17 protein-coding genes are annotated in these 12,864 nt (G+C 32.5%); 2 read left to right on the top strand and 15 right to left on the bottom strand.

The window, feature by feature from the left end:
• Positions 1-5 precede the first annotated feature (5 nt).
• From K7H06_RS07220 to K7H06_RS07185, 8 genes are all read right to left on the bottom strand, one after another.
• Positions 6-1,049 carry a phage major capsid protein gene (locus tag K7H06_RS07220; protein WP_223039206.1) on the bottom strand — a complete coding sequence of 348 codons (1,044 nt, stop codon included), beginning with the start codon at positions 1,047-1,049 and terminating at the stop codon, positions 6-8.
• A gap of 13 nt (positions 1,050-1,062) precedes the next feature.
• Positions 1,063-1,422, bottom strand: coding sequence for a hypothetical protein (locus tag K7H06_RS07215; protein WP_223039205.1), 360 nt, complete (start codon positions 1,420-1,422; stop codon positions 1,063-1,065).
• A gap of 18 nt (positions 1,423-1,440) precedes the next feature.
• Positions 1,441-2,673: an XkdF-like putative serine protease domain-containing protein gene (locus K7H06_RS07210; protein ID WP_223039204.1), complete on the bottom strand. Its 1,233-nt coding sequence runs from the start codon at positions 2,671-2,673 to the stop codon at positions 1,441-1,443.
• Between the two features lie 21 nt (positions 2,674-2,694).
• Entirely contained in the window at positions 2,695-4,806 is a 2,112-nt protein-coding gene (locus K7H06_RS07205; protein WP_223039203.1) for a minor capsid protein, read from the bottom strand.
• Between the two features lie 15 nt (positions 4,807-4,821).
• Complete coding sequence (gene terL / locus K7H06_RS07200) at positions 4,822-6,453, bottom strand: phage terminase large subunit (protein ID WP_246637652.1); 1,632 nt, start codon at positions 6,451-6,453, stop codon at positions 4,822-4,824.
• Positions 6,446-6,925 carry a DNA-packaging protein gene (locus K7H06_RS07195; protein ID WP_223039201.1) on the bottom strand — a complete coding sequence of 160 codons (480 nt, stop codon included), beginning with the start codon at positions 6,923-6,925 and terminating at the stop codon, positions 6,446-6,448. Before K7H06_RS07195 ends, terL begins: the two co-directional genes overlap by 8 nt.
• Positions 6,926-7,092: 167 nt before the next feature.
• Positions 7,093-8,169, bottom strand: coding sequence for a hypothetical protein (locus K7H06_RS07190; RefSeq protein ID WP_223039200.1), 1,077 nt, complete (start codon positions 8,167-8,169; stop codon positions 7,093-7,095).
• Between the two features lie 281 nt (positions 8,170-8,450).
• Positions 8,451-8,876 (bottom strand): hypothetical protein, encoded by a 426-nt coding sequence (locus tag K7H06_RS07185; RefSeq protein ID WP_223039199.1) that lies wholly within the window; start codon positions 8,874-8,876, stop codon positions 8,451-8,453.
• An 87-nt stretch (positions 8,877-8,963) separates the two neighbouring features.
• Between K7H06_RS07185 and K7H06_RS07180 the strand changes: the two genes are divergently transcribed.
• Both K7H06_RS07180 and K7H06_RS07175 read left to right on the top strand, forming a co-directional pair.
• On the top strand, positions 8,964-9,296 hold the full coding sequence (locus K7H06_RS07180) for a hypothetical protein (protein ID WP_223039198.1): 333 nt from the start codon (positions 8,964-8,966) through the stop codon (positions 9,294-9,296).
• Positions 9,297-9,585: 289 nt separating this feature from the next.
• Positions 9,586-10,014: a hypothetical protein gene (locus tag K7H06_RS07175; protein WP_223039197.1), complete on the top strand. Its 429-nt coding sequence runs from the start codon at positions 9,586-9,588 to the stop codon at positions 10,012-10,014.
• A 49-nt stretch (positions 10,015-10,063) separates the two neighbouring features.
• Here K7H06_RS07175 and K7H06_RS07170 read toward each other — a convergent pair whose 3' ends face one another.
• The 7 genes from K7H06_RS07170 to K7H06_RS07140 form a co-directional block, all read right to left on the bottom strand.
• A complete protein-coding gene (locus K7H06_RS07170; protein WP_223039196.1) occupies positions 10,064-10,330 on the bottom strand; it encodes a helix-turn-helix domain-containing protein in 267 nt (88 codons plus the stop codon).
• A gap of 35 nt (positions 10,331-10,365) precedes the next feature.
• A complete protein-coding gene (locus K7H06_RS07165; RefSeq protein WP_223039195.1) occupies positions 10,366-10,566 on the bottom strand; it encodes a hypothetical protein in 201 nt (66 codons plus the stop codon).
• Positions 10,567-10,600: 34 nt separating this feature from the next.
• Positions 10,601-11,011: a hypothetical protein gene (locus K7H06_RS07160; protein WP_223039194.1), complete on the bottom strand. Its 411-nt coding sequence runs from the start codon at positions 11,009-11,011 to the stop codon at positions 10,601-10,603.
• Positions 11,012-11,399: 388 nt separating this feature from the next.
• Positions 11,400-11,591, bottom strand: a complete 192-nt coding sequence (locus K7H06_RS07155) for a hypothetical protein (protein ID WP_223039193.1) — start codon at positions 11,589-11,591, stop codon at positions 11,400-11,402.
• An 11-nt stretch (positions 11,592-11,602) separates the two neighbouring features.
• Positions 11,603-12,139, bottom strand: a complete 537-nt coding sequence (locus K7H06_RS07150) for a hypothetical protein (protein WP_223039192.1) — start codon at positions 12,137-12,139, stop codon at positions 11,603-11,605.
• Positions 12,140-12,281: 142 nt separating this feature from the next.
• Complete coding sequence (locus K7H06_RS07145) at positions 12,282-12,530, bottom strand: hypothetical protein (protein WP_223039191.1); 249 nt, start codon at positions 12,528-12,530, stop codon at positions 12,282-12,284.
• Positions 12,531-12,543: 13 nt separating this feature from the next.
• Positions 12,544-12,864, bottom strand: a complete 321-nt coding sequence (locus tag K7H06_RS07140; RefSeq protein WP_246637651.1) for a hypothetical protein — start codon at positions 12,862-12,864, stop codon at positions 12,544-12,546.

Here is a 12,864-nt window from a genome sequence, read left to right as displayed (position 1 = left end):
TGCTCCTATTTCCACTTAAGTACTTTTGCTGATGGTTGGAATAACTTATTAAATCCACCTACTCTTGAAATAGCAGTTCTTTCAAATTGCTTGTCTATAAGCTTATCAGATTCAGTTGTCACTCCTTGCTCAACTATTTCTTCAATGCATAAGCCTTTATCCAATCCAATAATACCTTCTACTCCTAATTCTTGAACTTGATCAGCTCTTACAAGTTTTGCTCCCAATGGACTAATAAGCTTTCCATCCTTTTGGAATGTAAATCCTGCTTGTGGATCTTTAAACTCTGTTAATGTAAGAATATCTTTTAATTGTACCTTTGGAGCAAGTACAGTTTTCATTTCATAAGGAGAAAACTCATTCCAGAAGGAAACATATTCATCATATGTCAATATCCCTGCTGTTCCTCCAATATCGGCATCTCCAATTTTGAATATATCTGCTGCATTCTTATTTCCATCTCCACTAATAATAACTCGAATTGCATCATAAGCCATATCTAATGCAATTTGACGCCCCATTTGTTGTAAGAAAATCTCAAATACATTCAATTTCTTTCTTCTTAATGCTTCATATGATGCTTGAAGTAATCTACCATACTTAAAGATGTTTACTACTTGTTCTTTAGTCTTAATAGTAGTAACTGGTAGTTGTCCACCTTCTCCTACTCTTTTAAGACTTTTTCTTTTCTTTGCATCTTCCCCATCATTCATATAGATTGATCTATACGTATCAGAATCGATAGTAGTTGTAGTCGCAACAATTTCTGGGAGAATATTTGCCTTTTCTAATCCAACTAATACTGTTCTTGCGATGTACTCAGGAAACAACACTGCTGATTCATTTGTTGCAAAGAATTTCTCAATCACATCTGTGTTATCACCTTTTACTCTAATATCAAATCTCTTTAACTGCCTTTGAAAAGCATCCAGCCCATCATCGTAACTTTTAGAAGAATCCTCTGCCTCTAAAAATTGTGTTAGTGTCTGCCCTTTTGCTTTTGCTTCTGTATACATTCCTTTTTCAAGTACTAAGTTATCATATGCCATTATGCATTCCTCCTTATAAAAATAATCCTACTGTTTTAGTTGTGGTATCTACAGCAGCAACAAAATACTCATGTCCATTTGTTCCATCAACAACAACTTTATTGTTAACATCAGATTTCAATTTTGAATGTCCTACTGTTGGAGCAGTACCTGTATATTCAAATTCAACATAACCTTTAATTTGAACATTAACCGCTCCATCTTTTTCAACTTTTATAGCTTTTCCATGAAAGATATTAGCACCAGCTAATGCTACTGTTTTGTTAGCAGATACCTTCACAGGCTTTCCTTCATCTTCACTTGTTAGGTCACTTGCAAAAGTAACATTCAAGGCACCAATTCCATCAAAAGCAATCATGTTTGTATCAATCATTCTCTTTCTCCTCCTTTATTACATTTTGTAACAACTGTTATCAGTTTCATTATCCTTTTTCTTTGTATCATCATCTTCAGGATCTCCACCTTTTGTTTGGGTAGTTGGTGGATACTTTTCATCTACCTTCTTTTCATACTGTGACTTAAAGCTTTTGAGTTCTTCAACATCACATTTTTCAAATACCTTCTCCATCATTTCAGCGTTGAAAGCCTCACCCTCTGCCATCTTTCCAAGTCTTGTACATTCATTTTTAAGATCTTCAACATATTGCTCTCCCATTTTGATTTTAGGTTGAGCATCTTTAAGTTTATCCTCTGCATCCTTCTTTTCTTTTTCAGCATCCTCAGCTTTTTGAATAGCTTCTTCATAAGTGCTTAAATCTTTTTCTAGATCAGCTACAGGAATTTCAATCACATCTGCATTTTCACTTTTAGCTTTTTCAACAAATCCTTTTATGTGCTTCATAGATATTTCTCCTCTCTTTGAAATTTTGGCATAAAAAATACTCGGTTCTTCTTCATCCGAGTTCTTTTCATGTTTCTTGTTATTTGGTTTTTCTTTTTTAAGTTCTTTCATTTCTTCACTGATACCTTTTGTTGTTCCTGCATCAGTATTAGCTGGTACTGCAACAAAGGAATATTCATATGCTTCTGTTGGGTCTTTCATTCTTAACCTACAAATAGAAGTTATTCCATTGTTCGTATATTCTCTCCCTGGCCAATGCTTACAATTTTGATAATCAAAGAAACTATTGCCACATATAGAACACTGTAGATCATTTACGCTAAAACCAATACTCACCTCTTTATAAATTCCAGCATCTATTTTAGCTATTAAATCTTCATTTCCTTGCTTAATCGTATACGCCCAAGCTTTAAGAACATATAACTGCTTTTCTTTGAAATTTATTTGTCCCTCTGCTTTCTGAACTCTACATTTAAATATTCGTGAATGTTGGTTACCACTCTTCCAAGCATGATCAAATATTCCAGTCTTACCTACAAAGAGCTTTGATAATTCATCTAAATCTTTCTTATCAAAGTACTCATAATCTCTATCTTCATCATTGGAAGTAAGAATGATAGGATAAACATACAATTCATCAGCTGTAAGTTCTTTTCTAGAATACTGATTAATAAGGTCCATGTCCTTTTGTTTGATCTGCTCTCCTTCTTGAGCTCCTTTTACTTCAACCATTGCTTTAAGATGCATCTTTTCTTGTTTCAATTCTGCTTTACTTTTCGCCAAGTTCTCACCTCCTTTAAATTATTAAGCAGTCATATACTCATCATACTGTCTCTTTGTTCTAGGCAACTTCCTACATCTACAATGTGGATGTGTATCAACAACAACCTCAGGAGCATCTGCTATACTCCACATTTGACCATGGAAACTCTGACATATATGACAAGCATCAGGAGCAGCACTCCATTCACAGTATCCAAACCCTTCGGCTTCATACTCTGCCATCTCTGCTCTATCTATTGCCATAGCACTTTCAGAACGTGCCAACCTTTCCCAATACCACTTTTCACCTGAAATAGTATCTTTAAGTTCTTTTCTTAATTGTCTAGCCCATTCAACAGGATTATCACCAACCTCAGCATGTTCTGCCATAATCAAAAGAATATCATCTTGCTTCTCCTTGGCTTTTGTTTTTACTCTATCCATACCATTGTTTAGAAGTTCTTGCACATATGGATGATCATACCTAGCTGACTCTTTATTATTATCTGAAGCTCTGTCTCCATGTTCTTCTTTTGCTGTTTTATTTCCTCTTACCAAACCATATCCAAAGGCATTGAGTAAGTAAGTTCCATAAGTACCGTAATCACTTCCCACACCTTGCCCTAACATATCTTTTACAAAATCATCTATTGCCTTTTCAACTTTTTCTTTATGGTCCGGTGCAAGTTCTTTTTCTCTACTAAAAGATTTTTCATTTGTTGGTTCCTGGACTAATGCAATAACTTTATTCTCTAATCTTTGAACACATTTCATATAGCCTTTCAAAGTATCCTGCTCAATTTGATTCTGCTGTTCATCCTCTGGTGGAGAATCAAAAGGGCTTTTCAATAATTGAACTCTTTTGGTTTTGTCAAAAGCTTTTTGTTCTTCAGTAGGAGATATAATTTCAGGAGCTTCACCTATTGGAGCATCATAGCCTAATTCTTTAGTAGCAGTTTCTTGATCAATAATATTTTGATCTCTCTTCCTTATCACATTATCGATTTTCTTACCTTCTGATTGCTGCTTATATAATTCAGCTTTAGCAATCTCCACTAGATCCTGTAAGTTAATATCATCCCATACTACTTCATAAGGAATATTTCTTCCTGTAACTATTTGCCACATATCAATAATATATCTAATCACAGGAGTAATTACATCCCTATAGCTCTCAAGTTCAGATGTAAGAAAATCAGCTTGTTGTTGACTCATTCTTTCAGTAGTAGACCAGGATAAACCTAAAAGAAATGGTGGTAGTCCTGTCTTTGCTACTAACTGCTCTAACACTTGGGTAACTGGAACTTTTGAATCTAGTATTTGATTGTCTGCACCAATAACTTTTATTTCGATATCCCCTACACCAATAAAATCACTAACTTTACCTCTTTTGGATTCTTTCATTGCTTTGTTGAATTCTTCTTCAATAATTTTCATCCTTGCTTTGACTTTGGTTCCATCCATTATATCCTTTTGTGGTTTATAGGTTACATTGTATCTTACGTTTCCAAACCTCTCCCAATTGATCCCTATAGAATTAAATATCCTAAGGAGTATTCCAGTCATAAAAGGCATTGATCTAAATAAAGAAATCCCATAAGGATTATCTCCCTCAGGATTCAACGGTGTAAACAATATAAGGTCTTGATATGGTAGTTCAACTGGATCCATATGCCCTTGTTGCATTTGACACACAACATTTTCAAGAGTGTTTTCTGTTCTCTTTAATTTAATTGATCTTATATCGACGCTTTTAAGAGCATAAACATCATTCTTAGCATTATTAAGTACAATCTCTCCTGCGCTGTTACCACATTCAATCAGCTGATCTATATAACTCTGAATAAATGCCTTAATTCCCTTTTGTTTTGAATTGACTTTAATATTGTTTAGAAACTCTTGTATTTCCTTTTTCCCCTTGTCATTATCACATTCGATATCAAAAGTTCCAATCAGTCTTACAATTCTATATATAGCAGTATCAAGTATTGGTACTGCTTCTCGCATTGTCTTATAAAGTTCATACTCATACTTTCTTGGAATGTACTTATCTAACATACTAAAAGGATGATGATTGGTTTCCCTTGTTTGAGTAGTATATCCACCCTGTCCTCGTCCACTGGATTTTTTCTTAAACCAACTGATTAATCCCAACCGCTCACCTCCTCTCTATCGTTCTGAAGCAGATACAAAGAATACATCTCTTTCTTCTTTCGCAAGTGTTCTACAACCCTCTAATGCATCTGGACCATCATCATGATCTGCCATAGGAAAGTATTTTAATTGTTCAAGCAGTAACTTGTATCTTGGATGTAGTTTAATATATCTATTTTTTATATCAGGTTGTAGTGTCTGGATCCTCATTACCTTATCACTTGTTTGTTGTATTTCCTCTATCGGAAGATATAAACCTTCTTTTGCACTTGCCTTGGCTAATTCTTCTTTTAAGAACCATTGGAACTGATTTGTTTCTGCTCCGAAAGCTGTATAGCCTCTTCCATATGCATTCCTTAACCACTTCTCTTTTTCTAAAATATCTTCAATAATTTTATCTGGATGCCTTCTCTCAATATCTGCATCTATTACATACATATATCCTGTTGTAGTATCTTTCGCAATTGTTATGATTGCAGAATAATCACTTGTCCTACTCTTTCCTAATGATGGATCCACGAAGCCATAAAACTCAAATAGTTCATTCCTAAAATCAATTGCAGCTTCATTATAAAAATCAAACCACTCTTCATTAAATAAACAATCATCAGGATTGATAGGCTCATTTTGTTCTTCTGAGTTAAATGCTGCATCTCCTTCAGATACTTTCATAACCATTAAATTGTAATAATCTAATTTATCTTCCCAAAGTACCTCAGTACGCTCTAGCATTTTCTCTTTATTTGCATTAAAAAAATCGAGTGCCTCTTGCTCTCGATTGTCATTCGATAAATCAGTAAATATTCTTTCCCACTGGTCCCATAGTTCCTTATGTTTAGCAAAGGATATTACTGCTTTATATTTTTTTGATTGATACGCTGGGTTTCTTAATACTTTAGCCAATAATGAATCATAGTGAAGTAATGTTCCTATGTAAATAATATCTGTGTAATCATCCCCAGCTTTAGATACTGCCTTATAAAACCAATTCTCTAGTTTCTTTCTTTGCTCTGGTGTTCTTACATTTTCATCATTTTCAATATCATCTAAAACAATTAAATCAGGTCTCCAGTTTCTATGCTTTCTACCTCTGACTTTCTTTCCTGCTCCTAGTGCTTCAACCTTCACATCTGTAGAAGTTAATAGGACACTATTCTTCCATACAAGTCCCTTTAGTTCCCCAAAGTCCTCTTTTATTGCTTCGTTATCTTCAAATTCATCTCTAATGTTTGTAAGGAATCCATCTGCTTGATCACTTGAATCAGATATGATCAAAATATAATGCTTATATTCATAAACTATTGAATGAATCGTATCTTTGAAAGTTAAATTGGTACTTTTAGCATGTCCCCTTGGAGCTGCTACTGCTCTTTTTACTCCTGCTTTTGTCTTGATAACACCTTTCTTCCAAATCGTATCAAGTTCTCTATGAAATTCAGGTGTTTCTCTATTGAAGTAATGTGAAAAGTAAGCTTTTCCAAAATACTCTAAATCTATTTCTCCAAGTTCTTTCCTTAAACCATTAGGTCCTGTTTTATCTTTACCAAGGACATAATTTTCAAAAGGCTTTTTCCAATGCTTCTTAAATTTCTTCTTAAATCTTTTCTTTAAATACTTCCATAGTAATCTTTCCTGGTCTCTATTCATCTTCATCATCTTCTAAGATTGCTTTTAGTTCATTCTTTGTAACTTTTTTATTTACTTTTACTTCTCCTTCTAGCTCCTGAACTACTTTATCTCTCCATACAGCAGGTTTTCTATTTTTTAACCAGAATATTTCAGCTGTGGTATCTGGTTGAACTTCTTTTGTAATCACTTTTGTTACAACAAGCTCTGCTTCTCCTGTCTTTGAATTAATCTTTAGCTCCTGTGTAACTTCATTATACTTATATCCTAACGCTCGTTTTAAAAGAGCATTTTCCACTTCTATATCTACTACTGTCTTTCCCTTTTTTAAGGCCTCCGAAAACTCCGAATGCTTTTTCTTGTATTCATAGAATGTAGAAACTGCTATTCCTAGATTATGAGCTATCTGTTCATCTGTAAGCCCATCTCTTGCCCATGCTTGAACTTCTAGTAATTTATCTTTTACATATGTATCCCATTTACTCTTTGCCATACCACCACCTCGTCGCTAGTTGCTTTTGTGTTTGTTTTGGAAATGAAAAAAGAGCCTGTTGGGCTCAAAAAACTCTTCAAAAACCTTATATAATATTTATCATTTAATGCTTTATGCTGTTTTCATGTATATTGAAATAAAGTATTTAAAATGTAATAAACATATTTTTACTCATCTTTTTTTCTATAGTATTTAATAATCACTCCACCAGTAAAAAGACCTGTCAATACTGCTGTCATCAAGCAAATAAAAAATATACATCTATAATTTATAATAATTTCAATAACAAAGCTATTGTGCTTTGTAGCGAACGACCCCATAATAAATGAAATAACACATAAACCCAAAATAACAAATGCATTCTTTTCTTTTAACCATTGGATACTATTTTGTCTTCCCAGTTTATTTCTAATATTATTAAATTTTTCTTTAATTTTGACAAACCAATTGTCTTTCTCCTCATTTATCATTGTCATCTTTATAGCTTCACTCTTATTTATAATTGTTAGTTTTAGATTTTCTTCATCTGGAATCGATACATACATATTTCTGTCCCTATCAAAAATCTCATAAGGCTTTATTATATACTCATCTTGTGTTTGCCTAATTAAATATACTCTATACATGCAAATCTTATCATTTAATATTTCACACCTATATAATGGATTTTTTGTAAACAATTTATACTTATCTAAAACTAATAAATGGCTAATAGCAATCAAATTTCCAGCTACCACTGATGCTAGTAGCTGTATAAATAATGTACTTGTACCATATTCTAAAATACTTTTATATGCTTTAGCTTCTTCAACATAATTAAAACTATCCAAGTTTTGTTTTAAGTTGTAAAAATTTAACAATGTCACGATAGCGAAGAATATAATCATAAAACTTGCTGTTTTTTGCGCGCATTTGGTTTTTCGAACGAGTACTCCTTTATATAATTTTTTTAAAGTTCCGTTTAGTATAATATGCGATACTAACCCTATAGAAATAATTAAAATATACAATATTTTCTCAATTATATTAATGTCTATATGTTCATTAGTCATGAACGCTATCCCTAAACAGATCATTATAAAAGGAATTGCTTTAAACACTAAGTCCCACAAGCGCCATTCATCTTCATCTGTTATAATTAAATATGGATATTTAAATGAGTAATAAGATAATAGAATAATAGCAGTTATTATTGATATGCTATACAATACTCCTGTAATTATGTCTGTTACTGATACTAGCATGGTCTCCCCCCTTTACAATTTTCTATATAATGTATTATACACTATATTATTCCTTTTTTCTTCATATATTTACATATTTGAAAAAGACAGCCGATTTCTCGACTGCCTTTCACTGCGTTCAAAAAGGTTCTTGGGAATATAAATTTTTACAGGTTATCAGGGGGACAACCACTTTCAACATCAGCAGTAGTAATTTTGTGAGAATACACTCGCTGCTGCTGTTTTCAAAATTTCCACACTATCATATTAACATGCTCCATACTGACATTTTAATGTCATTTTTAAATTCCTTGACACTTTTTTAGTATTCTATATATTTGTCTCTCACTTCTATCTACCTTTTCAGCTACCTTCTCTACAGTTAATCCTTCTACTACCCTATAATACATGATCTTATGTTCGAGCCCTATTAAATTTTTTAATTTTTCTCCTATTTCCTTTTTAGCTACTTTTTTCTGCTCCAAGATCCCATTCTCAACTTCCAATCTCTTTTCTATCCGATCAATTCTATCCAGGATCCTGTCCATTGATATATGTATAACTTGTCCACTGCCTGGTTCCCTTGAATAATCAATTCCTTTAATATCTTGTGGTCCTTTTAATAATAGCTTTTTCAATTGTATCAATTCATGTTCTATATCTTGAACAATACATTTATGCACGTCTATATCTGTACACAAATCTTTATAGTTGTCTATGCAATTCATGTCTTGCCCCCTTTTATTTTTTATAGCTTGTCACACTCGCCTTCCATGTGAATAATTTATAGTGAATCTAGAAAGGAGGGATTTTGAGTGTATGTAAAAAAAACATCTACGAAATTTAATAAATCTACAACAACTAAACCCAATAAATCTTTTTCTATGCCTGTTTTTCCAGATAACCCCCCTGATCCGCCTTTACTTGAACGATCTGTAGAAAACGGTTCAGAAGGAGATGTAACTGATGTGATAAAGCCTTGTCTAAACAAATATGTATATATTTGGTTAAAAGATGGTAGTTCATTCTGGATGTATCTAGTATATGCAGAAGAAGGATATATAGGTGGCTGGATATGGCTCGACACTCAGTGGCACTATTTCGGAACATGTATGTATAATGTTGATTCGTTTGTTTCTTACAGTTAGTCTCTATCAAAAGAAGTGTTATTAAGCACTTCTTTTGATTTTTATCCTTCAAACCTTATATTTAGTGCATATTTTTCATTTTTCTGGTTACTATACTATCAAGCAATATGTATTATTCCTACTTAAGCAGGAAAGGATCTTTAATGTCCTTTCCTGCTTTTTCATATTAATCCTCAATTTTGTTTATAAAACTATTATAATTCTAACCCCACTTTAAAAATTGAAAATTTTAGGAAACTAAATTATAATGAAATAATATTCACAACTCATTTTTAAGGGGGAATTGATTATGGATTTTACTTATATAGCATCGATTTTTAGTTTGATTTTTATTTGCAAATTATTCTATTTAATTAAAAACAATAATTTTAAAAGCATGAAATCTGGTAAAGCTGGATTGATAATTTGTATAGTGCTAACTTTAACATTGTCTACGTATTTACCAGACTCTATTGCTATCCTCGGACATCGATTAGATTTTTTTGAATTACCTTCTCAAACAGGTACTATATCCGAAATTCATATCAATACAAAGATTGGAGCTTCTAGTACCATTGTATTAAATAATGAAGAATATGATATCGACCTAAACTTATTAAATAATAGAAATATAGTTAATGATGGAAAATTTTCTAACACCAAAAAATATAAAATATTCTTAACTCCTATTCATAAGTACATATACAATATAATTGAGTTAAGTGATGTAGAATATTAATTGCTAAGTCTTATTTTAGTTCTGGAGCTGATAATCCAGCTCCTATTGATTAACTCACATTTTTCTCTTTATACCTTTTCATTCTTCTATACACAGCATCTTTACTTATTCCAAAGGCTTCTCCTATCTGCTTGTAAGTAAGCCCCTTCTCTTTTAGCCTGATCATTTGTTCTGTATCCTTTGGATCTGCTTCTCTACAAATTCTTTTTTTCTTACCCTCTAACCTTTTAAATGCATCTTCCGCTGAAAATATGTCTTCTCTGATCATTGCTATTGCTAAAGCTGCTATATTATATCTTAACTCCCAACAACTCAAATCTCTCACCTTCCAATTTGCAATCGATTTTATTGCTACCTTATAGCTCTATTTATCTTTTCTCTCAAATCTTCTTTTGCATCCCATTTCGCCACTATTTCACCAAGCTCTTGTAATATTAAACTTAGTTCCTTTTTACTATAATATTTCAATGATTCTTTTCTTTCATCTCCACTTTGCTTTTTTAAACTTTCAATAGCTTCTTTTGTAGCTTTCTTACTATATCTTGTTGCCATTTAACTCCCTCCTCATTAAATAATCCTTTCTCGACTAATCAACTTTAATTTCTTCTATATCTATGATTCTATAAAAACTCGGCTCATACTTATATTTTTTCATCCATGCAAATAATACTTCATTCAGCTTTTCTTCTAGTTCCTTTTCATGTTCTGGTTTCACATCAGTCAAGTAATCCTCTGCTACTTCACCTATATCGTCGTATGCATTTTCAGATATTCTTTCTAAAATATCATCTGCATCTATTCCGTAAGATCCTGCATCTTCTGTTTTCCCAATTCTAAATTTATCTATTGTTTTGTAACCAAATTCCTTATTGCTTTTATTTGTAGTAGCAACCTCTTTCCTTGCTTCTTCGATACATTCTTCTCTGGTATCAAATTTCTCACCTTGCCATATATCACTTCCATGTAGTTCATACATCCATTTTCCTTCTTTACACATTTTTCATATCCCCTTTCATTTCTCGTTAAATTAACCTTCAATCTGATTTCATTTTGCTAATTGCCATTACTCTTGATATACTATTAAATATTATTGATAAGGAGTGATATTTTTGACTTTCTTGATTTTCTACATAAAATATATGGTTTTCTTTACACTAGCTTACTTCTCTTTGTATCTGTTAAATAAAAAATATGGCTTTAGAGAAAAAATATTTATCAAAATTAAATCCAAAATCTTATTTTGCGTGTTGTGGATTTTATCTTCAGCTATCATAATTACTTTGATTTCAAAATCTTTTAATATTGATAATCAGATTCTTCGAGCAATAAATGCTGGATTCTTAGTTTTTTTCCTATTGAGTTTACGCTAACTACAACTTTCCCGCCTAAATTGAATTTCTTCTAACCCATTTCCCCCTCTTCCAAGTTTCTGAAAGTATTAAGGGAATCTTTTTATTAGAACTAGGATATTTCTTATTTATCTCTTCTAATTGCTCTGATGTAAGCCTTTTCGTTACTACTTTAGAAGAACTACAACCTTCCCTCTTTACATCTCGAACGCCATTTCCATAAAACATTTTCGCTCCCCCTAATCTAACATTTTTAAATATTCATCCATAGAAATTTGATTCCCCTTAACAACTATTGAATCAACTTTCTTCTCACTTGCCTTATTTATTCTTTTCCATTCACTGCTTGAACTTGTTTTAATGTTTTTTGCCTTTGCTGATCTAGCCGCTCTATGTTGAACTTGATTCGTACTCCCTAAAAATTCTACTGCAGCTAATAACCCTTGCTCTCTTAAAAAGTCCCTTACTTGTATGGCTGTGCTTTCTTTTACCAATCTCACATTGTGGTTGTATATGTTATACTTGCTTTCCCCAATGGTAAGGATCACACGATTATTTGCTCTTTCAAATTCGCCTATCACTTCTTCCTGGCATCTATCATCATCTTTCCAGTCCATTAATTCTAAAGATTGATTCTTTAATTGGTTTTTAATATAGTCTCTTTCCTTTGTCCCTAATGGATAAGACCACCACCCATGACTAGACCTTCTATACATTGAAAACATCCTGTTGTCTATTACAATATAAAAATTATAAGGATCAGCTTCCTGTAACATTTCCCTCTCTCCTTGAACCTTCTTAAAAGTTATTTTTTACTGTTTTCTTTGCATTCCCCTTGCTCGTTTAAATACAACACATCCAATTTGCAAAATCCATTCTTACAATGTTTGCATTTAAGATTGTCACACCTAATAATTTTCATTGTTTACGTCCCCCGATTCTCAATTCCTTAACATCAAATTCCTGTATGTTAATCTTTTTGTTACTCTCAAAGTTTACAAAACATCTATTTCCTGAATGGGTATAATACTTCCCTTTCAATTTTGTATCTTTCACTTTTATATTCCTCAAACAATGCCTACAATAAATCATTCCACCTATTACGATCAATGTACCGCTCTTAGGAGATCTGCCACAAGACCTACACCTAATTGATCTATATCCCATCATACCTCCCCCTTTATCGTTTGTTGTATTTATTGATCTCCTCTCCAACCCTCCAAAGAGATCTACAGTGTTCATGAATTAACTGCATTTGTCTATACTTTCCATAGCAATATTTTTGTAGTTCTGTTTTAGTTACACCTTTCATTGCTGCCAACTTTGATGCACTAGCCTGTAGATCATTCCATCTGTCAGCTAATGCCCAAGCTTTTTGTGCTATTTCAAATGCTCCAGCAAAGTTTTCTGTAGTAAGTTCCATATAGTTCCTAGCAATCTCACAATACTTTTCAATATCCTCCGGAAATAAATCATCTAATTCGATTGTCTTTCTTCCCAT

Source organism: Crassaminicella profunda, assembly GCF_019884785.1.
Lineage (GTDB): Bacteria > Bacillota > Clostridia > Peptostreptococcales > Thermotaleaceae > Crassaminicella > Crassaminicella profunda.
The sequence above is the reverse complement of the archived record's forward strand: the minus strand, read 5'-3'. Positions and strand labels throughout refer to the sequence as shown.